18 protein-coding genes and 1 tRNA gene are annotated in these 19,492 nt (G+C 49.4%); 7 read left to right on the forward strand and 12 right to left on the reverse strand.

Features of this window, described 5'->3' with window-relative positions:
• Position 1 precedes the first annotated feature (1 nt).
• The 3 genes from glmM to ACO0LL_RS11260 all read left to right on the forward strand — a co-directional run bounded on the left by glmM (position 2) and on the right by ACO0LL_RS11260 (position 2,333).
• Positions 2-1,348: a phosphoglucosamine mutase gene (gene glmM / locus ACO0LL_RS11250; protein ID WP_422950958.1), complete on the forward strand. Its 1,347-nt coding sequence runs from the start codon at positions 2-4 to the stop codon at positions 1,346-1,348.
• A 113-nt stretch (positions 1,349-1,461) separates the two neighbouring features.
• A tRNA-Arg gene (locus ACO0LL_RS11255) sits at positions 1,462-1,538 on the forward strand.
• A gap of 183 nt (positions 1,539-1,721) precedes the next feature.
• Complete coding sequence (locus ACO0LL_RS11260) at positions 1,722-2,333, forward strand: hypothetical protein (RefSeq protein WP_422950959.1); 612 nt, start codon at positions 1,722-1,724, stop codon at positions 2,331-2,333.
• A 158-nt stretch (positions 2,334-2,491) separates the two neighbouring features.
• Here ACO0LL_RS11260 and ACO0LL_RS11265 read toward each other — a convergent pair whose 3' ends face one another.
• The 7 genes from ACO0LL_RS11265 to ACO0LL_RS11295 form a co-directional block, all read right to left on the reverse strand.
• Positions 2,492-2,689: a hypothetical protein gene (locus tag ACO0LL_RS11265; RefSeq protein WP_422950960.1), complete on the reverse strand. Its 198-nt coding sequence runs from the start codon at positions 2,687-2,689 to the stop codon at positions 2,492-2,494.
• A 2-nt stretch (positions 2,690-2,691) separates the two neighbouring features.
• On the reverse strand, positions 2,692-3,873 hold the full coding sequence (locus tag ACO0LL_RS11270; RefSeq protein WP_422950961.1) for a plasmid recombination protein: 1,182 nt from the start codon (positions 3,871-3,873) through the stop codon (positions 2,692-2,694).
• Entirely contained in the window at positions 3,870-4,340 is a 471-nt protein-coding gene (locus tag ACO0LL_RS11275; protein ID WP_422950962.1) for a hypothetical protein, read from the reverse strand. The genes ACO0LL_RS11270 and ACO0LL_RS11275 overlap by 4 nt, the downstream gene beginning before the upstream one ends.
• A complete protein-coding gene (locus ACO0LL_RS11280; RefSeq protein ID WP_422951104.1) occupies positions 4,340-4,531 on the reverse strand; it encodes a DNA-binding protein in 192 nt (63 codons plus the stop codon). Before ACO0LL_RS11280 ends, ACO0LL_RS11275 begins: the two co-directional genes overlap by 1 nt.
• Before the next feature lie 152 nt (positions 4,532-4,683).
• Positions 4,684-6,180, reverse strand: a complete 1,497-nt coding sequence (locus tag ACO0LL_RS11285; RefSeq protein ID WP_422950963.1) for a hypothetical protein — start codon at positions 6,178-6,180, stop codon at positions 4,684-4,686.
• A gap of 81 nt (positions 6,181-6,261) precedes the next feature.
• Positions 6,262-7,590 carry a tyrosine-type recombinase/integrase gene (locus ACO0LL_RS11290; RefSeq protein WP_422950964.1) on the reverse strand — a complete coding sequence of 443 codons (1,329 nt, stop codon included), beginning with the start codon at positions 7,588-7,590 and terminating at the stop codon, positions 6,262-6,264.
• Positions 7,591-7,926: 336 nt separating this feature from the next.
• Positions 7,927-8,814, reverse strand: a complete 888-nt coding sequence (locus ACO0LL_RS11295; RefSeq protein WP_422950965.1) for a helix-turn-helix transcriptional regulator — start codon at positions 8,812-8,814, stop codon at positions 7,927-7,929.
• A gap of 203 nt (positions 8,815-9,017) precedes the next feature.
• Here ACO0LL_RS11295 and ACO0LL_RS11300 point away from each other — a divergent pair, with 203 nt between their 5' ends.
• Both ACO0LL_RS11300 and ACO0LL_RS11305 read left to right on the forward strand, forming a co-directional pair.
• Positions 9,018-10,091 (forward strand): metallophosphoesterase, encoded by a 1,074-nt coding sequence (locus tag ACO0LL_RS11300; protein ID WP_422950966.1) that lies wholly within the window; start codon positions 9,018-9,020, stop codon positions 10,089-10,091.
• 382 nt (positions 10,092-10,473) lie between these two features.
• Complete coding sequence (locus tag ACO0LL_RS11305) at positions 10,474-12,090, forward strand: methyl-accepting chemotaxis protein (RefSeq protein ID WP_422950967.1); 1,617 nt, start codon at positions 10,474-10,476, stop codon at positions 12,088-12,090.
• A gap of 61 nt (positions 12,091-12,151) precedes the next feature.
• Here the strand turns inward: ACO0LL_RS11305 and ACO0LL_RS11310 are convergent, their stop codons facing one another.
• From ACO0LL_RS11310 to wrbA, 3 genes are read right to left on the reverse strand one after another with little or no spacing between them, the layout of a single operon-like run.
• Positions 12,152-13,585: an FAD-binding oxidoreductase gene (locus tag ACO0LL_RS11310; RefSeq protein WP_422950968.1), complete on the reverse strand. Its 1,434-nt coding sequence runs from the start codon at positions 13,583-13,585 to the stop codon at positions 12,152-12,154.
• A 23-nt stretch (positions 13,586-13,608) separates the two neighbouring features.
• Positions 13,609-14,019, reverse strand: coding sequence for a DUF2069 domain-containing protein (locus ACO0LL_RS11315; RefSeq protein WP_422950969.1), 411 nt, complete (start codon positions 14,017-14,019; stop codon positions 13,609-13,611).
• Positions 14,016-14,627, reverse strand: a complete 612-nt coding sequence (gene wrbA / locus ACO0LL_RS11320; protein WP_422950970.1) for an NAD(P)H:quinone oxidoreductase — start codon at positions 14,625-14,627, stop codon at positions 14,016-14,018. The genes ACO0LL_RS11315 and wrbA overlap by 4 nt, the downstream gene beginning before the upstream one ends.
• Before the next feature lie 74 nt (positions 14,628-14,701).
• Between wrbA and ACO0LL_RS11325 the strand changes: the two genes are divergently transcribed.
• Together ACO0LL_RS11325 and ACO0LL_RS11330 are read left to right on the forward strand one after the other, a co-directional pair.
• On the forward strand, positions 14,702-15,955 hold the full coding sequence (locus ACO0LL_RS11325; protein WP_422950971.1) for a YihY family inner membrane protein: 1,254 nt from the start codon (positions 14,702-14,704) through the stop codon (positions 15,953-15,955).
• The gene (locus tag ACO0LL_RS11330) at positions 15,956-17,026 is read left to right on the forward strand and encodes a GNAT family N-acetyltransferase (protein ID WP_422950972.1); all 1,071 of its coding nucleotides are present in this window, start codon (positions 15,956-15,958) and stop codon (positions 17,024-17,026) included. It begins immediately after the preceding gene.
• A gap of 49 nt (positions 17,027-17,075) precedes the next feature.
• Here ACO0LL_RS11330 and ACO0LL_RS11335 read toward each other — a convergent pair whose 3' ends face one another.
• Entirely contained in the window at positions 17,076-18,494 is a 1,419-nt protein-coding gene (locus tag ACO0LL_RS11335; RefSeq protein WP_422950973.1) for an undecaprenyl-phosphate glucose phosphotransferase, read from the reverse strand.
• A gap of 74 nt (positions 18,495-18,568) precedes the next feature.
• Positions 18,569-19,486 (reverse strand): glycosyltransferase, encoded by a 918-nt coding sequence (locus ACO0LL_RS11340; RefSeq protein WP_422950974.1) that lies wholly within the window; start codon positions 19,484-19,486, stop codon positions 18,569-18,571.
• Between the last annotated feature and the right edge of the window lie 6 nt (positions 19,487-19,492).

The following is a 19,492-nucleotide window of genomic DNA, read 5'->3' on the forward strand; positions in this document are numbered from 1 at the left end:
TATGAGCAGAAAATATTTTGGTACAGATGGCATACGTGGCAAAGTGGGTGTCGCACCGATCACGCCTGATTTCGTCATGCGCCTGGGCTATGCGGCAGGCAAAGTGCTGGCGCAAGCCAATGTCACTGGCGATGCTCGCCCCACAGTCCTGATCGGCAAAGACACCCGTATCTCAGGTTATTTGCTGGAAGCGTCGCTGGAGGCCGGCTTTGCCGCCGCAGGTGTCGATGTCATGCTGTCTGGCCCGGCACCAACACCCGCAGTAGCTTACCTGACGCGGGCATTGCGTTTGTCGGCAGGTGTCGTTATCTCGGCTTCGCATAATCCGTTTGATGACAATGGCATCAAATTTTTCTCGGCCAACGGCAACAAGCTGGCTGATGAAGTTGAACTGGCTATCGAAGCTGAGCTCGAACGCCCCATGCAATGCGTGAGCTCTGAGAAACTTGGTAAAGCCCGTCGTCTGAGTGATGCGAATGGTCGCTATATAGAATTCTGTAAAAGCACCTTCCCGGCAGAGCTGGATTTACGTGGCCTGAAGATCGTTATCGATTGCGCTCATGGTGCAGCTTATGACATCGCCCCGCATGTTTTCCATGAACTGGGTGCAGACGTTATCGCCATAGGTAATCAACCGAATGGCTTGAATATCAATGACAAGGTTGGCGCTACTTCACCAGATGCCTTGTCACTGGCAGTGCGCGCCAATCATGCTGATCTGGGTATCGCCCTAGATGGCGATGCTGACCGCCTCCTGATGGTAGATAAACACGGCAAGATTTATAACGGTGACCAGCTCTTGTACCTGATGGTGCTGGACCGCATGGCGATAGGCAAGATTGAGGGCGTGGTCGGCACCTTGATGACGAACATGGCAGTTGAAGTTGCGTTTAAAAAACTCGGTGTGGGTTTCGCCCGTGCCAAAGTCGGCGACCGTTACGTGTTGGAGCAAATGCAGGAACGTGGCTGGTTGCTAGGCGGTGAAGGTTCTGGTCATCTCCTGTGCCTGGATAAACATACTACCGGCGACGGCATCGTCTCGGCCCTGCAGGTATTGTCGGCTCTGAGGCGCAACGGCAAGAGCCTTGATGCCTGCTTCGATGATTTGCAACTGTTTCCGCAAACCTTATTGAACATCAAAGTGCCAGCCGGTTTCGACTGGCAAAAAAATGAAAAGCTGGTTGCAGAAAAGCAAAAGGTCGAAGCCGAACTTGCAGACCGGGGCAGGGTATTGATACGCGCATCCGGCACCGAGCCTTTGGTGCGTGTGATGGTAGAAGCAGAGGATGCCGAACTCGCCTCCACCAGCGCGCGCCGCCTGGCAGATTGCATTCCACCTGCAATCTAAGTAAATTAGCTGTTAGCAGTGGTTTCATTCTTGAAAGTGAGAGCGATACCATGTACTATTCAGCCTTCAGTTTTTGGGCTCGCAAACATCTGTTTTGCTAGCTATCAACAAGACTGTCCATAGCTCAGTTGGATAGAGCACGAGCCTTCTAAGCTCGGGGTCGTAGGTTCGATTCCTACTGGGCAGGCCAATAGATTCAAGTACTTAGCCCGGATTCAAATTCCGGGCTTTTTCATTTCTACTCCCATGTAACCGCTGTGTAACCCGATTTGAGAAATATTCAGTAATTAATTCTTTTTCGACGTAAGTATTTGCAAAGGGTTTCGTAGTAACCTGTTTTGCTGTTCTTTAAACAAAGATTTTTCTACTGACCATGAAAACTTTGATTTCGACCGTTTTAGGAATTTTTCTCTGTGCCGCGACTAATGTAGGAACTTGCGGGTCATTGACATTGACTGCAAAACCGGGTGGCGAGTTTCTGACTGATTCTTGGTCACTTTTAATTTCAAAGCCGGAAGTTGCGATGCTAAGCGACTATCAGTTAAAGAATGCCGTTAGCAAGCGTCTTTTGCAGGCAGCAACATCCCGCATTAATCAATTTGTCGGCGATAGATTTCATGCCGAAGCAATAGCGCGTACGATTTTCTATGAGTCTTATAGGGCTGGGATTGAGCCGGAGCTAATTTTTGCGATTGTTGAAGAGGCGACCTTGTTCAAAGTCGATTTTTCTTCTCAATATGGGAATGGTCTTCTTGCTCTGCGAGATGAGCAAGTTAAGCAATTTGTTGAGGAGCCATATCCGTCGATTTCTTCCTTACCCTATAACGTTCGCGTCGGTTGCCTTCTATTGCGTCATCAAATAGATATAAATTATGGGGATATATTCATCGCTTTGAAACACTTTACGTCACCGATAAGAGGTGCGGAGTATCCAGAGCGTGTTTTGGTTGCTTTAAAGGTTTGGTCTAAACTACTAAAGAAATAAACCTCAAAGTAAAAAACTGTCTTGCATCAGGTTGGTTGTATAGAGACTAAACTTAACAATGCCTAGCATCCAAACCTTAATAAAACTTAGCATTGGTGCGCATATTGTCAGACGTATTTCCACCCTCACGCGCGCGCGTATCGGTCGGTTATTTCTGGCTAACGATGCTTAGGGCGCTTCAACGCTGCGCCCAGCAATAGACGCTCCAATGTTCTGCCGCCACATTCGCAGGGCTTCTTTTCTTGCCTGATGAGGGCAACTAAATCAGGATGCACATAAATGGACAGGCGTTTAAAGCCTGCCTCTTTCATCTTCGCCTTGTAGGTGCGCAGGCGTTCTGCATTTGTAGTCGTCATGGTCAATTCCTTTTGCGCATTGAAAGTGCTTTATGGACTGAAGTAAACACTTGTTCTTTTCTGCTTACCCTTGGGGTTTCCTTGGTGTACTCTCCGCGCTCGCAATCCCATTCATTCGCTGGAATGTCTGTTTCTCGTATTCGCGTGTAATCGTCCGGCACAGTGTCGGGCAAGTGAGCAATTAAATGAGCATGTGGTTGAACTCCTACACAGGATAGAGGTTGATTTTTTTCATGAGGTTTTATGAGGTCGGATTCAACTACTATAGGAATTGCGCTTTCAACTTCTATAGGTTTTTCTTTGTCGTTCAAAATCGCCGTGTCTGCTACTTCGGGTTTGCTGTGGTCGGAATTTTCTCCGTAGTTATCAGGGTAGGGTTTTGCTGCGTACTTGCTGCGAACCTGTTTTTCTGGCTTGCATGGTTTTGTCATGATTGCGGCAAATGTGGTCTTTGGCTTGGACGTTGGCATTTCTAAACCAAGTTTTTGCATGAGCGCCTCAGGATTGTCCATGCAACCTTTAATGAAGAATAGCAGAACGTCGTCAGTCAGCCCGCAGATGGGTTCCAACGCCTTGAATGCTAATTCTGTACACTCTTGCTTGATAGCCGCGCCATACCGCGTTTTAGGCGTTGGGCGGGCTAATCCGTATTGCTTACCCACTGAGCTATGGTAATCCTCTTGCATTGCCACCATGCGCCTTTTATTGCCCATGACCTGGCTGCCGCATAATTTACCATTCACAATGGGGACTAGAATTACATGGCAATGGGGTGTGTCTTCGTCCAAGTGAATTACGGCGCTGACAATTGGCACATTAAAGAAACTTTCGGCCCACTTAACTGATGCGCTGAAATAGTCGAGATGATTGATTTTTGCAGTGCTGGGCAGGCTAAAAATCAACTCTATCGCGCCAATCGTGTCTGTTCGCCATTTCGAAACTATGACGCCTTTCATCAAGGCATTAACTGCTGATGCAACATCGTCAGAGGTGCACCCACCTCTAAGCACAATATTGTCTTTACTGCGTGTAGCATCGATATGGCTATCAGCACGGACGCCCATTTTCGCGACCTGTTCGCGCAGGTTATGTCCCATCACACGCGGTATAACTGCTGCTTGAGTCCTTGAATCTGTTGTCTTTGCGCTGAGTCCTTTTATTCTGAGGAAATGGCTATAAATCACTTTTCCTCCCAAAAGGAACCTTGGCGCGGGTCGTTTACTCGGTGACGGCTGGCATTCAAACTATTTGCCAGTCGCTTGCATTTGCCAGAAGTTTTTCGCTGCTTTGCCCGCGACGTTTTTACTCGCTCAATCCAAACTCGCGCACCTTGGGCGAATGCGGTTGATATTGTCAATTGTGGTAGCCAATAGACGGTTATCCATGAAATGCGCCCGTCATTTGTGCCCGTGGCTTTGTCGTCTCGCTCAATACTCCATGCATATTTTTTGCCGAGATAATGGATTACTGCTGCAAGCCTAGTAGTGCTCATTTTGAACACGGCTTCCATACCTGTAGGGCTCTGGTTTTCAAGCAGATAGGCAAGCACGCCAGACGTGACGGTATTGGTTTTCTTTGGCAGTATTCCGGGCGTATAATTGCGCTTGTCTGGGGCGCTCTCATTGCTTTTTGTGGTGGGGGCGTTTTTCATTATTTGCCCCCGTTAAGTAGCGCGGCAATCTCGTCTAGATGCCAAGCAAGCCGCCCGTTGATGCGAACGGGGCGAATCGGGCCATTTTCCAAACAAGCCCATTTTCTAAGCGTTTGGGGTGCGCGATTTAGAGCTTTTGCTGCTTGCGCTGTGTTGATTGAGTGGCGCAATTTATCAAATGATTGCATCATCTTTCCTTCGTGTTGATTAATGAAGGTTTGATGATTTGATACTGCCATTTTTTTTTACTGGCAGCAGTATGTCAAACTCAATGATGGCAAGGGTTTGCGGAGACTTGGCCAGTATGTTCGCTGTATGTTGGGGCGGTATGTCGCTTCATTATTCAACGGAAGTTCTCAGATTTTTCTACCCAGTCTTCTTGCCATTTCTTTAGGGAATTATTGCTGTTAAAGACAGAATCCAATTTCCTGATGGAAATATTGCGCGGGCTATCTGATAGTGCTATTGCTATTTCCACGGGATTCCACATTGAAACTTGTTTACGTACCGATTTTGAGCCTCTTGTAATTCTGCACTCTGCGAGCCATTTGGGTGGCGATGCAAGATATTTGCCCCATTGCTCTGCCGAATAATGAAGACTGGCAAAGGCTGTAATTACTTGCTGCTTGGTTATTCCTGGCAGGGAGCTGCTATTCTGCACCACGTTCACATTAATGGTAGATGATTGCAGCCTTTCCTTTTCCTCTAACCATACTTCCCAGTCCAAAATCCATGAATGAAATTTTAGGTCTAGCTTTCTTGCATACGCTATCCATTCTTTGAGTGTTTTTGTCTTAATGAGAGACCCATCAAAGGCATTTTTTAGCCGTTTGAAATCTTCTGGCCCCATCTCATCGCTAGAAGTCTGATGGGCATTTTCTTCGGTTTCTTTATTGGGGTTAAGTCTTGCAAGAAGCATTGCTGCATGCAACGGTGTAATTGAATCGATATTCCACCAGATTGAGGCATCCATAGAAACGCTCCACCAAACTGCTTTATTTTCAACTTGGCGAAATGGATTGTATTGAAGGTCGTAATCGTTTATTTGAGCCTCACGTTGCTTTCTTGTATAGGTGTCCCAGTACTCAGGGCATGGATAGAAAGCGGCATCTACGTGCGCTCGCAAGTATTCAGTTAATTCGGAATATTTCGATTCGAAATAAGGTGATATCGTTGTTAGTAAAGATATATTCGGCAAGAATGGCTGTTTCGACCGTGACTTGTTAGGAGTAGAGTCGCGTTTATCATCGATGTCTGTAATAACAATGTTCCATCGATAAGAAGCCCCTTCAATTGCAAGCCACGCATTTACGTCGGCTATTGTCACAAGCTCATAAAAATCTCGGATGGCAGCACTTTGAGTTTGTATGTTTGTGTGTGGGTCGCGGGTTGTGAGTTTTAAACTCTTGGCTGCAGCTAACATTTGTGCCTTGAGGGAATCCCGAGCACCTTGATGCCAATTTTGCTGGGAGGCTATCTCGCTTGCTGCATTCTCAATAGTCCAAAATTGCGGGCCACTTCCATAAGGGATTTTCCTAAGTTCAATGCCTTTTTCTTTGAGAAGCGAAAATAAATCATGTTCCATGAGCACGCTTTGATTTAAAGCATCGCCCACAAGAAGTGTTTGCTCTTGCAGACCAGACTCATTTCTAACAATGAGCTTGCGAGCTAGAACTAACTGTCGTAGTTCGTTTTTGAGATTTATTCTCGCAGCACCATATTCCATTAGTTGACTGTCGTCTGGATGCAATGCTTTTGCAATCAGACCCGCGAGCTCCGAATATCTAATAAACTTGCCTTCTTCGATTGTCAAAAAAGGTACTTGTTTCGGTGTTGGCATTTTCTTACTCCCAGAGTCTGATAGCTTCGCTGAGCTCGTTGCAGTTTGTTGCACCTATTTCGAGCTGATTGATTTGGGCTATTATGAATTGGTAACCATTTTTAGCCCAGGCTGTATTGGCATAAAATCGATTTGGGCTTGCTCTAACAACCAAGATTCTATTTTAGTGTGCCACATGCGCAGCAGGTCAAGTGGACGGATACGGTAATGTTTTTCAGCGGTGGCGCTGGGTTTGTGTCCCATGATTTGCGCTGACACGCCTACAGGGCATTCTACCCATTCGCATAAAGTGCCAAACGAACGGCGCAGACCATGCAATGATACATGTGGCAAACCCGCCAGTTTTAGGGCTTTGGTGTGTGCAATTCTTGGCTCGGTCAATTTGCCATCTGCTGCGGCAGGGCTGGAAAATACCCAACCATTGCGCCGGGGCAGGGCGTTGAGTAATTGCGAGACGTAGGGCGTTAGTGGAATGGTGCGTTCGCCTTCAACCTTATCCCGGATTGTCAGGCTATTCCATTGCAAATCTACATCTTCCCAGCGCAGAGAGCTTAATTCGCGCCTACGTGCCCCCGTAATGAGTAAGGCTTGCAGGTATGCGCTGATGACTGGATTGCCTATTTTCCCGACAGCTTCAAACCATAATGCTAATTGCTCGCGTTGTAGGGTATCGCTTTTGCTTTTATTCTTTGGGGTCGCTTCTTTAACGTCGTGTGATTTGCAGGCGTCCATTGAAACCATGTCTTTGTATGCTGGCATAGTTGCCGCCCAGCCTATGAAAGCCCTTAAAATCCTGAAGCTTTGCGCTGCATTGGTCGGACGGCTTAGGGTTTCCTTAGTGAGCCATGCGGCGATATTGGCGCTGGTTAAGTCAATCAGGCGCATGGGCATGAGGGCAGCGAGTGGGGCGGCAACTGTGACGCCATTACCGCGTTTGTGCTTTACGCCCCCTGCGGCGGCAAGCTTAATGTGATTTTCATAGTGACCATCACCCCAGTGGGGCTTGCGGTTTTCCAAGTAGGCGGGCCAGACATCGGCCAGAGTGACCAATTCGCGCCTTTGCTGAATTATCGCGGCCTGCTCTTTGGCTGTTTTGGCTTCTTTCCTGGCGTTTGCTTCTGCCAGTTCATCTGCTTTGACTTGACGCGGGTCTTTCCCGCTCTCTACCAATACTTGCAGGCGTCGGGCTTCTGCTTGGGCGTCGTCAATTGTCCATGCACTTGGTGAGCCTATAGACATGCGTATGGTCTCGCCATTGAGTTTTGCCTGAAAGATGTATGTTCTGGCGTTCTTTGCTGTTACCCGCAAGCCTAGGCCGTGCGCCGTGGTATCCCAAAGGAAGCACTGGCTTTTGCCAGCTTCGCACTTGAAAGCCTTGACTCTGCCAGCCGTGAAATTAATCTTAGCCATTGTCTCTATACTCCATCAGTTCATTCCATGTAACCACCATGTAACCCTGTTTGGAGTATATCAATCAACATTAATCAATGCAATGCAGCACTTGAAAATCAGTAGTGTATTGTTTTTAAAGGATATTTATATTTTTTTGATTGTTAATCAACGGAAAGAAATGCTATTTTTTCGAGCCTTCTAAGCTCGGGGTCGCACGTTCGATTCGTGCTGGACAGGCCAAGAGATTCGACAAAAGCCCCTGAATTTGTTTCAGGGGCTTTTTGTTTTTTTGCCTGAGATTCTAAAATTGAATGCTGGTGATGAAATCGCAGAAGGCTTGGGATCGCATATCTTCTAGATATTCATTTTCTGATACCCCGGTGCCAGTACCGCATTACTTACCTCATCAAGCACGCTCAGATCGGCCAGCCTCAATCTGGCGTTGCTGCCGTCAAGTTTGCCATCTGGTGAGCAATCGACTTGCCACTGGCGCAGGACATAGCCGGCGATGGCTGCGCGTAATTTGACTTCGAGCTTGCCATTTTTCATCCCATAATCGCGCATGATGGATTCTGGATATGGGTGCGAGGGATGGGGCTGTAATTCGATATGGACTATGCGTTGCCATTGTTCATCGGCAGCGAGTTGTTCGTGTTCTTGCAGCACGTGACTTTTATCGCCTGGCTTAATATCTGTGATGTTATCCATGCGCGTCAGTACCAGGTCGCGGAATTCTCGTTTGCTTCTGTCATAGGCTCTTACATGCCAACGCAGGCCGGAATCCACCAGCGCCAATGGGACAATTTCCCGCTGCGATGGGCCGGTTTTCATGGAGTGATAGGTTAGTCTGAGTGGATATTCGCCACGAATGGCGCGGGTTACTTTGGCCAGGTCCTGCAATGCTGGTTGATTCAAGCGCTTGGGGATGTCGTGTGCCAACAATGATGCGCCAGTGCCGCGCTCGCCATCTCCAAATCCTGAGCACAGTGCTGACAATACCCTGTCTGGCTGATGTTGAAACAGCGGCTGGAAGCTCTGCTGATAGTGATACATTTTTCCTTCATACTGCACATTGCCGGGTGCCAGTTCCCGGTACAAAACCAGGTCGCGTGTGCCAGCCGCTGAGGCTATATCAAAGCGGTCCATGACTTCTTTGCGGGTGACGGTGCCAAGAAACCACAGGCGAAACTCTATAAATGCGAGACGTTCGCGCTGGGCGGCGGGCAGGGTGTGCAGATGCATGATGTTAATCGGTTGGTCAATTTTATGGAATATTTTAACATCGAATCAATTTGATGCTATTATTCAATTTGATTTAATATGAGATCAAATTGATCCGATGTTAGTCATTGCTGGTGCTGCAACTTGATGCTGTTCGTAAAATATGTAGTCACTTTGATGCCATCTGGAAAGCTGTAGCGTGGTAACAGAATAAAAGGAAAATGATGAGTCTGATTCAACAACTGCCATCTGGCCCGCTGGATATTATTGGCGATATCCATGGTGAATATGATGCCCTATGTAACTTGATGCGCCATCTTGCTTATGATGCCGATGGCCGGCACAAGCAGGGGCGTACCCTGGTGTTTGTCGGGGATTTTTGCGATCGTGGGCCAGACAGCCCCGCCGTGCTGGCATTGCTTGAGCGCCTGGTCAAGAAGGGTAGGGCCGTGGCGGTATTGGGCAATCATGAAATGAATCTTTTGCGCGGTAGTGCCAAAGATGGTGCTGGCTGGTTTTTTGATGAGAGAGCAGTCAGGGATGAACCCAAGTACGCGCCTTTCAAAAGGCTGGATGCTGCAAAGAAAGCAGATACCCTAAATTTTTTAGCGTCTCTGCCTGTCGCACTTGAGCGCGAAGATCTGCGGGTGGTGCATGCGGCATGGATTGCTGAACATATAGAAGAAATACGTCATCTTGCTCTGGGCAGCGTGATGGAGAATGACCGCCGCCTGGACGCCGACACGCGGCAGTTGGCGCAGGAATTTGCTGCGCAAATGCAGGCTGAACTGGCTGCACACAGTCCTGGCCTGGAAAACCCGGATCATCTGCCACCCTTCATGCACGCTCATGCCGCATACGATGTGCTGATGCAAATGCATAATCCATTGAGAGTGTTGACATCGGGAGTAGAAAGTAAATGGCATGAAGCTTTTTATTCCGGTGGCAAATGGCGTTTTGTCGGGCGTGAGCAATGGTGGAATGAATACACCGATCAGCTACCTGTGGTGGTTGGTCATTATTGGCGCCGCTTCAATGCGTTTGACCGTGCCCATGTTGGCAAGGGAGGCGAAGACCTGTTTGAGAATACATCGCCGCTTGCATGGCATGGTGTAGCCGGTAATGTGTTTTGCGTTGACTTTTCTGTGGGTGGACGCTGGTCTGCGAGAAAAAATAAAGATTTTCCTGAGTCAGATTGCAAGCTGGCGGCATTGCAATGGCCAGAACGCAGCTTGTGTTTTGATGATGGTCAGGTCATGCAGACGGTGTCATTCAAAGCAGCTACACCTGCTCCATAGAAAATAAATTTTCATCTGAAGCTGTGAATTGTTTTTACCGCGTGCATAAATGCCTGAGTGAACAATGAGTATGCAAAAAGGCGTTGTGATTTTGAGTCGATGTTGCAATTCGTCATCATTGACGCATGTGTGCCGCCTTTTTTTCAGGCTATACTCTAAGCAAGTAGTACCACTTGTTGCTCAGGGAATTTGATCTTAATTCTTGTTGGCAGGCCTATTCAAATTGCTATTACGAGTGCATGTTGAAGCAGGTTTTTTCTGAAGTTTTGCGTGTTGAAAATATAAAAATCAGAGTGCGTGGAAAAATTGGGAAGTACTCTCAGCTCTTCTCTTGTTAATCTGATATTCACCCTCCGTCTTTTGCGGATACTCAGGAAAATGTATGAATCAATTGTCACGTTTGAAGATTAGCGGTCGCCTGGCTCTGGGTTTTGGACTGGTCATCTTGCTGTCTTGCGGCTTGCTCGTTCTTGGCTTGTTCCGTCTGAGTCAGTTACAGGCTTCCACCGATTATATTTTCAATACCAAGGTCGCCAGTCTTGATGCCGCGACTGATATGCGTGAGCAGGGGCGTGCTCTGGCGCTGGTGCTGCGCAAAATGACTGCTCCCAGTGACATGGCAGAGGCCGAACGCGAAACCAAAAGACTGGCCAAGATACTGGAAGGCTATGACGCCTCTGAAACTGCAGCAAAAAAATTGATAGATGATAAAGAGGGTAAAGATACCCTGCAAAATTCTCTTGATCAAAAACGGCAGGTGCTGGCGATTGCCAACAAAATCAAAGCACTGGTTGCTGAAGGAAATTATTTCGACGCAGCATCTGTATTGCAAACAGAATTTAATGCACCAAATGAAAAATGGATGCAGGCGCTGTCAGAGCTGGCCAGCCAGCAGCACAAGGCGATGAAGGCTGCTTATGATGAGTCGCTGACCAACTACAAAAATGCCCGGCTGGGTATGTTGATCATTGGTATTTTGACGATAGTCATAGGCTCTGTTGCAGCATGGCTGATTGCAAGAACCATTGCTGGCCCGATCAAACGCTCTGCCATTATCGCTGACCAGATTGCCAATGGCGATTTGACTCAGCATGTAGAAGCAAGTGGCACGGATGAAATAGGTGACCTGCTGCATTCCCTGCAAATGATGCAGGAAAATCTCTTGACTACGATTTCCAAAATCAAGACGGGTACAGAGACCATTACCGTAGCCTCGCAAGAGATAGCCTCAGGCAATGCCGACCTCTCAAGCCGCACAGAATCACAGGCCAGCTCACTGGAAGAAACAGCGAGCTCGATGGAAGAACTGACCAGCACGGTCAGGCAAAATGCCGACAATGCCCGTCAGGCCAATCAGCTTGTGGTTTCTGCTTCCAGCGTAGCGGTCAAAGGTGGTGAAGTCGTAGGGCAAGTCGTCAATACCATGGGCTCGATCAAAGAGAGTTCCCGCAAGATCGTCGATATCATCGGCGTCATCGATGGCATCGCCTTCCAGACCAATATCCTTGCCTTGAATGCTGCGGTAGAAGCCGCCAGGGCAGGTGAGCAAGGTCGTGGTTTTGCCGTGGTTGCGGCAGAAGTGCGTAATCTCGCACAACGCAGTGCCAGTGCAGCGAAGGAAATCAAATCCCTCATCAGCGACTCAGTCGATAAAGTTGATCAGGGTAGTAAGCTCGTCGATGAGGCAGGCAAGACCATGGATGAGATTGTCACCAGCGTGCAGCATGTGGCCGACATCATGAGCGAAATTACCGCGGCCAGCCAGGAACAAAGTTCAGGTATAGAACAGGTGAACCTGGCGATCACGCAAATGGATGAAATGACGCAACAGAATGCAGCTCTGGTTGAGCAAGCGGCAGCGGCGGCAGAGAGTATGGAAGAGCAGGCAGTGGAATTGACGCGCGCAGTCAGCGTGTTCCAGTTACCATCCAATATGCAGGCAACTGAAGTGGCTGGCCCACAGGCGCGCCGCTATACGCCGAGACAACTGACGAACTGAAGGCGAACTGAAATTTATCCCAGCCTCAATGCAGTTCGTGCGATAAATGCATTGAGGCGGTTTACAAGACCTTGCCTGGGTTCATAATATTCTGCGGATCCAGCGCCATTTTGATGGCGCGCATCATGCTTAATTCCAACGCGGATTTATACAGTCTGATCTCATCGCGCTTCAACATTCCCAGCCCGTGCTCGGCAGAAATCGATCCTTTGAACTGATGCACTTGGTCATGAACTATGCGGTTGATATCGGCTTGTTGCAGGATGAATGCCACATCGCTGCTACCAGCAGGCGCTGAGACATTGTAGTGCAGATTACCATCCCCCATATGACCAAAGCAGACGATCTGGCAACCCGGAAATGCAGCTGTTAATTCTGCATCCGTGATGTGTATGAAGCGGGGGATTTGCGACACCGGGATGGAAATATCGTGCTTGATATTCTTGCCCTCCCTGGCCTGTGCTTCAGAAATATGCTCGCGCAATTTCCATAAAGATCTTGATTGGCTGACCGAGTTTGCGCAGACGGCATCGGCGGCGTGACCATCATTGATTGCTTGCTCCAGCACTTGCTCGATGAGGGTAATTGCGTGGCTTTCTGATTCGTGGTCAGACATTTCCACCAATGCATAATAAGGATAACTGCGAGGATAACTGCGAGGATGGCTGCGCCCGAATGGATTCTGCAGTTGCGGGAAATGTTTAAGCACCAGTTGCAGGCTGAAGTCAGAGATCAATTCAAATGCAGTCAGGGTTGGTCCCAGGGCGTGTTGACATTGCTTGAGCAGGTCCAGGGCAGCATCCGCACTATCAAGTGCTGCGAATGCGGTAATCTGCGCCCGTGGTTGCGGGAATAATTTCAGCACGGCGGCCGTGATAATGCCCAGCGTACCTTCGGCGCCTATAAACAGGTCGCGTAAATCGTAACCCGTATTATCCTTGCGCAGGCCACGCAAGCCATCCCAGATATCGCCCTGGGCAGTGACGACTTCCAGCCCCAGGCATAATTCCCTGGTATTGCCATAGCGTAGAACTGCGGTGCCGCCTGCATTGGTCGAGAGATTGCCGCCTATGGTGCAACTGCCTTCTGAGGCCAGTGACAGGGGAAATAATCTTTGCTCTTCGCTCGCCGCAGCCTGTACCTGCGCCAGCAAACAACCAGCTTCGACGGTGATGGTGTTGTTGGCTACATCAATAGCCAATACGCGATTCATGCGTTTCAAGGAGATGACTGCAGCCTGGCCTCTCTGATCAGGTATGCTGCCCAATACCAGGCCAGTATTGCCGCCCTGTGGTACGCAGGCGATTTTATGTGTTGCGCACAGCCGCACCAGGCTTGCCACTTCATCGGCAGACTTTGGTAGCAGCACTGCCAGTGCCTTGCCGAGATAGCGCTGGCGCCAGTCCATCAAATACGGGTATTGTTCTGACGCAGCCGTGATGACGAAATCATGGCCCAGAATCTTGATGCAATCAGCAAGAAATTCAACGTGCATGATATCGCCTTCGCTTGCCGGGGTCACTGTTCTGCTGCCTTTGCTACATTTGCTGCATTCACTTTTGCCAGAGCTTTCGCAGCTTTTTTCAAAGGACGTAAATACAGGATGACTGCAATAAAAAATAAGATGGACAAGCCAACTTCAGCCAAAGCCAGTGCTACAGACAGGGGGCTACGGTCACTGTAGGCCCTGACTATGCCCTCGGTGAAGTACAGCCAGATCAGCATCGACGACCATTGCATGGTGTAATTGTCACGCTTCAGTACGCCGCGCAGTGGTATGAGCAAGGGCAGGGTTTTGAGTACCATCCATGACCCACCCGGGCGCAGCGGAGCAAGAAACCATTCCCAACTGATGCAGAGCAGCAGCAAGGCAATCAAGCTGGCTGAAGCGAGCAGGTAATATTTTTTCTCTGGTGTTGCCGTGCTCATGCTGCAGCCTGTAATTTTTTACTGACTTCTGCCAGGCGTTTGCCCAGGGCGATTGCCAGTTTGCGGCTGTCTTCTGAAATAACTTGTGCACCGTCCTGGCCTGCCCAATGGGTGGCACCATAAGGGCTGCCGCCGGTTGAAGTTGTCATCAGTTCTGCATGGCTATAGGGCAGGCCCAGCATCAGCATGCCGTGATGCATCAGTGGCAGCATCATGCTGAGTAAAGTTGATTCCTGGCCGCCGTGCATGCTGCCGGTGGAGGTGAATACGCAGGCCGGTTTGCCCGTCAGGGTGCCAGACAGCCAGTCGGCGGCAGTGCCATCGAGAAAATACTTCAGGGCTGCCGCCATATTGCCAAAGCGGGTGGGGGAACCCATGGCGAGCCCGGCGCATTCTTTGAGGTCAGACAATTCCACATAGGGTGCGCCATCTGCTGGCACGTCAGAGGCGGTTGCTTCTGCTACCGTGGAAACGGCTGGCACGGTACGCAGGCGGGCATTGCAGCCCGGCACGCTTTCTATACCCTGGGCAATAAATTCTGCCATTTTTCTGGTATTGCCATGCCGTGAGTAAAATAAAACTAAAATCGTGAGTTCTTGTGTAGTCATGCTTGTATTATAGAAGTCTTTTTTCCTGGTCTCTCGTTAAAATCGAGGCATTTATATCTCTAGCTACAAAAACTATGCGTGGTCTGTCGTGGAAACAAATACTCAATCTCTTCAAATTTGCCCTGCAGCGCCTGCAGGAAGGTCGTTTGCCACAGGTTGCCGGTAGCCTGACTTTTACCACGGTACTGGCCCTGGTACCTATCCTGACTGTGGCATTTGCCATTTTTACAGCTTTCCCGCTATTTAATACCTTCCGCACTTCGCTGGAAGCGTATTTTATTCAAAGTCTGATGCCCAAGGGGATTTCCAATACGATTTTGGGTTATCTGACGCAGTTTGCCACCAAGGCGACCCGCGTTTCTGCCATCAGTGGCGTCGCCTTGATGGTGACTGCCATTACGACTATGGCAATGATAGACAAGTCATTCAACCAGATCTGGCAAGTCAAGCGCCCGCGCCCGGCTTTGCAAAGGCTGTTGGTGTATTGGGCGATCGTTACTCTGGGGCCTTTGCTGGTGGGTGTTTCCATCTCCAGCACGTCTTACTTGTTCACTGCCACCAGTGGTGTAGTGGGGGCTGTGCCGTTTTTGGGTGCGGTATTTTATACCCTGACTTCAATTGCATTCACGACAGGTGCATTTACCTTGCTGTATCTGATCGTGCCTAACCGTGCGGTTGAGTGGCGTGATGCGGTCTGGGGTGGCCTGTTTGCAGCGCTGGCATTTGAAATTGCCAAACGCATATTCGCCAGCTTTGTGATTCAGTTTCCTACCTATACCATCGTGTATGGTGCTCTGGCAGCCGTACCTTTATTTTTGGTCTGGATTTATGTGTCCTGGTTGATCATCCTGATTGGCGCGGTCATCGCTGCCGCTTTGCCGGTTGTGAAATTCGAGCGTTGGTGGCATGTGCCCACACCAGGCAGTGCTTTTGAAGACGCGGTCAGTATCTTGCAAGTGTTGGTCGATGCCCGTCTGGCCGACGCTACTGCAGCTGTCAGCGTCAACACCATACGTACCGAGACTAGATTGGGTATAGATGAAATTGAGGGTTTGCTGGAAAATATGGCCGAAGCTGGCTGGGTTGCCAGAGTGAAGGTAGAAACCACGGCTTCACGTAGTCGCTTTTGGTTACGCAAGAACGAAGCAGGGGCCGAATTGTGGATCATGCTGGTCAACCCTGTGAGCTTGCGCCTGTCAGATATTTATCGCCTGTTTGTATTTGATTCAACACGGGAGAGCCAATTATCGAGCCTGGTTGATCAAAGTATAGAAAATGGTTTACAACAGAGCTTGCAGACTTATTTTTATCCGGCGGGGCAAGGCTAAATGAAATTCCGTTTGATCAGTGCAAAAGAACTCGACGCGCCTTTAATGGCGCGCTGGGCGGAGTTGCGCAGTCAAAACTCTCGTAGTCAAAACCCTATTTTCGAAAGTCCATATTATTTCCCGGCTTTCACCACCATTATCGCTAATGCCAGGGGCGATGCCAGCATTCTGGTAGTGGAAGATGCTGGCCGTATCGTTGCCATATGGCCTTTTCATTCCTTGAGCAGCTTTCGCGCTGTTTCCATCGGTGATTTTCTGGCAGATTATCAGGGGCCAGTGTGTGAGGCATCTCTGGATTTGCACATTGCTGATGCCTTGCGTGCCATGCGGTGCCGTTATTTTTCCTTTAACCATATGCCATCTGGTTTGGGCAAGTTCAGCCAGTATGCGTGGACACATAGTCAGTCGCATATCCTGGATTTGACTGGTGGCTTTGATGTATATGCGCAGCGCCTGACAGAAATGCGCGACGCCTCGCTCTTAAAAAAAGTCGCTACCAATGAACGCAAGCTCAGCAAAAAGTTTGGTGAATTGCGTTTTGAGTTGCAAAGTAGCAGCGACACTGATTTTGCCGCTTTGATCGCTGGCAAGCGCGATCAGTTCCAGCGCACAGTCGGGGCTGAACATGATATTTTCAGGCTGGATTGGGTCAGGCAGGTCATGGATGAAATCAGGGCCGCAAATGCGCCTGATTTTGCTGGCATGTTATCGACGCTGTACGCGGGCGATACTTTGATCGCGGCACATTTTGGTATGCGTTCTGGCAAGGTAATGCATTACTGGTTCCCCTGGTATCACACAGACTTTGCCGAGCATTCACCAGGTTTGATCTTGCTGGCGCAATGCGCCAGACATGCCGCGCAAACAGGTATCACTACGATAGATTTGGGCCGGGGTGATCAGCCATACAAACTGCGTTTTGCCACGGGTGCAAATCAATTGTGTGAAGGGGCGGTTAGCTCACCTGCTATTTTGAGCAGGGTGCAAGCCGGACTCTATCATGGCAAGCAAAAATTGAAAGCCTCCAGTCTGGGGCAACACTTGCGTAAATCGCGCCGGGCTGGCAAGTAAGTCTGCATTAATAAGCTTGTCGCAATAAGCTGAATTAATAAGCTTGTATTCAATAAGCGTTTTTATCGCCAAGTACAACCTTGATGGTGCGCCAGATAATCACGATGTCCAGCCAGACTGACCAGTGCTGGATATAGTAAAGATCATATTCAATACGTTCTTCCATTTTTTCCAGCGTCTCGGTCTCGCCGCGCAAACCATTGACCTGCGCCCAGCCGGTAATGCCAGGTTTGATCTTGTGGCGGAACATATAGCCGCTGACCAGCTTGCGGTACAACTCATTATGTTCAACGGCATGAGGACGGGGGCCAACCAGGCTCATTTCACCTTTGAGTACATTGAAAAGTTGCGGCAACTCATCTAGCGAAGAGCGGCGCAAGAAACCGCCAAACTTGGTAACGCGAGGATCGCCAACCGTCGCCTGGACCACGCGCTCATTGGGATTACTCTGCCGCATGCTGCGGAATTTATAGACGTTGATAGGCCTGCCAGCGATGCCATACCTGACCTGTTTGAAAAGTACAGCACCAGGTGAGCTGAGCTTCACGCCTATCGCGATCAGCAACAATATAGGCGACAGCGCAATCAGGCCAAAGAAAGAGCCGAACAAGTCTAGCATGCGTTTGGGCAGGGCTGCCAGGCCAATGAAAGGTGTTTCTGTCGATGCTAGCACGGGGCGGCCTGCCAGTTCGCGTAATTGTATGCCCGGCATACCAAAGATCAGCGATTCAGGCACAAAGTACGTGGATGCCGTGCTGTCTTCCAGAATCGCAATGATTTCTGCCAGTTCTGGCGGTTCCTTGGTGTTCAGGCCTATGAAGACCACGTCAACATTCACATGGCCGGTCTCGGCATCGACTATCCATTCTGCCGCGTCACTCAGGTCGCCCAGTCTTTCCAGGTTGCTGGGTGGGCGTGATTCATTGCGATTATCAAAGAATCCGACGAAATCTATCGCAGCCAGAGGGGTGTTGCGCAGTGACTCTACCAGGTCAGCGCAGGCGGTATTAGACCAGATCAGTACGGCCTTGCGTCGTCTTGAAGGATTTGAGTAGTAAAACACTGCCAGCTTGCGCATGATCAGCGCTGTCAGCAAAAGCGTGAACGGCGTGGTAAACAGCCAGATCAGCATGATGGCGCGTGACAGTCTTTCTGCTGACTTGTCGACGTAGGCGCTCATCAGTACGATCATGAACACCACAAACCAGCGCGCCGTAATACTGGGGAAGGCGGCCAGCACATGCTTTTCTTGCAGAGTCGCCAGCACTTGCTGGCTGGAAAAAACAATGATGCTGGAGAGGCCTGCAATCAGCATGCGCACGCCAAAAATTTCGATATCGCTATGGTCTGAATACAGGATGATGCCAAGTAGCGTCATGTAAGTCGTTATGCCAAACGCGACGCCAGTAAACGCAGCCAGAATTTGCGCTGATTGTGAGGTGTTGGAGGCGGGTGAAGCGTTGAGCATGGTGATAAGGTTTTTCGCTGATATTCCTGGGGATGCTGCAGTGGTTTTTAAAACAAATTACCCTGCCAGCATGTTTAGTTTTTTTGCCCTGAAAAGAGTTTTTTGATCTGTCCAAGCTGCCAGCGATGCAGATGTTCCCTGAATTCAGGATTTTCATATCTGGGCGCGCGTTTAATTGCAGCACCGAGATAACCGGCAATAATCAACAGGCCACCGATGACAAATGGTTTTTCGCGCATGCGGAAAATACCTGAGGCCAGTGCGTACAGAGGGTGATATCCCATGAACCAGATGCCACGCCCCCAGCGCAGGCGGCCACGATAGACATTCTTGTCAGACGAACCCATGAGGCGGTGATGCATGAGAATGGCATCAGGATGCAAGAAGCTTTTGGTTGTCCAGCCCTTCATGCGGGCAGTGTGAACGTCTATACCGTCCCACAAGACTTCTTCGACAAAACCACCAATTTCTTCAAATGCTGTTCTGCGGTAGAGCTTGAATTGGCCAGCGACATGTTCATCAATGATGATTTCTTCTATTTTCTTGCCTTCTTCTTCGCGATAAACCTTGCCGGATACGGCAGCCAGCTTGGGTTCCTGGGCAAATTGCTCAAACATGCATTCCAGATAGCGCGGCCCAAACGACATATCGCCATCCAGCTTGGCGATATATTCATATTCCTGATGCTCAATCTGGGTAATACCAAATTTGAAGGCCGCTACCACGCCACCACCCACCTTGCGAAAACCACGGTCGGGGCGTTGTACCAGCCTGATGAATGGATGTTGGGCAGAATATTCGCGTACGATGTCAGCGGTACCATCTTGTGAACCATCATCGACAATGATCCACTCTACCGGTTTGACTGTTTGCGCTACCATGGAGTCCAGAGTCAGCCTGATCAGGTCGGCTTCGTCACGCACCGGCGCAATGATGACCAGAGGTACCACTCTGGCAGGACTTGCTGATGGCTGTGTGCTCGGGCTTTGCATAATTAG

It is taken from the genome of Undibacterium sp. TC4M20W, from assembly GCF_049340245.1.
In the GTDB taxonomy this organism is placed as follows: Bacteria; Pseudomonadota; Gammaproteobacteria; order Burkholderiales; family Burkholderiaceae_D; genus Undibacterium.

Excerpts from the sequence above, each read along its gene's own strand:
- glmM (WP_422950958.1), top strand. The coding sequence starts at position 2 with ATGAGCAGAAAATATTTTGGTACAGATGGCATACGTGGCAAAGTGGGT.
- ACO0LL_RS11260 (WP_422950959.1), top strand. The coding sequence starts at position 1,722 with ATGAAAACTTTGATTTCGACCGTTTTAGGAATTTTTCTCTGTGCCGCG.
- ACO0LL_RS11265 (WP_422950960.1), bottom strand. The coding sequence starts at position 2,689 with ATGACGACTACAAATGCAGAACGCCTGCGCACCTACAAGGCGAAGATG.
- ACO0LL_RS11275 (WP_422950962.1), bottom strand. The coding sequence starts at position 4,340 with ATGAAAAACGCCCCCACCACAAAAAGCAATGAGAGCGCCCCAGACAAG.
- ACO0LL_RS11280 (WP_422951104.1), bottom strand. The coding sequence starts at position 4,531 with ATGATGCAATCATTTGATAAATTGCGCCACTCAATCAACACAGCGCAA.
- ACO0LL_RS11285 (WP_422950963.1), bottom strand. The coding sequence starts at position 6,180 with ATGCCAACACCGAAACAAGTACCTTTTTTGACAATCGAAGAAGGCAAG.
- ACO0LL_RS11290 (WP_422950964.1), bottom strand. The coding sequence starts at position 7,590 with ATGGCTAAGATTAATTTCACGGCTGGCAGAGTCAAGGCTTTCAAGTGC.
- ACO0LL_RS11295 (WP_422950965.1), bottom strand. The coding sequence starts at position 8,814 with ATGCATCTGCACACCCTGCCCGCCGCCCAGCGCGAACGTCTCGCATTT.
- ACO0LL_RS11300 (WP_422950966.1), top strand. The coding sequence starts at position 9,018 with ATGAGTCTGATTCAACAACTGCCATCTGGCCCGCTGGATATTATTGGC.
- ACO0LL_RS11305 (WP_422950967.1), top strand. The coding sequence starts at position 10,474 with ATGAATCAATTGTCACGTTTGAAGATTAGCGGTCGCCTGGCTCTGGGT.
- ACO0LL_RS11310 (WP_422950968.1), bottom strand. The coding sequence starts at position 13,585 with ATGCACGTTGAATTTCTTGCTGATTGCATCAAGATTCTGGGCCATGAT.
- ACO0LL_RS11315 (WP_422950969.1), bottom strand. The coding sequence starts at position 14,019 with ATGAGCACGGCAACACCAGAGAAAAAATATTACCTGCTCGCTTCAGCC.
- wrbA (WP_422950970.1), bottom strand. The coding sequence starts at position 14,627 with ATGACTACACAAGAACTCACGATTTTAGTTTTATTTTACTCACGGCAT.
- ACO0LL_RS11325 (WP_422950971.1), top strand. The coding sequence starts at position 14,702 with ATGCGTGGTCTGTCGTGGAAACAAATACTCAATCTCTTCAAATTTGCC.
- ACO0LL_RS11330 (WP_422950972.1), top strand. The coding sequence starts at position 15,956 with ATGAAATTCCGTTTGATCAGTGCAAAAGAACTCGACGCGCCTTTAATG.
- ACO0LL_RS11335 (WP_422950973.1), bottom strand. The coding sequence starts at position 18,494 with ATGCTCAACGCTTCACCCGCCTCCAACACCTCACAATCAGCGCAAATT.
- ACO0LL_RS11340 (WP_422950974.1), bottom strand. The coding sequence starts at position 19,486 with ATGCAAAGCCCGAGCACACAGCCATCAGCAAGTCCTGCCAGAGTGGTA.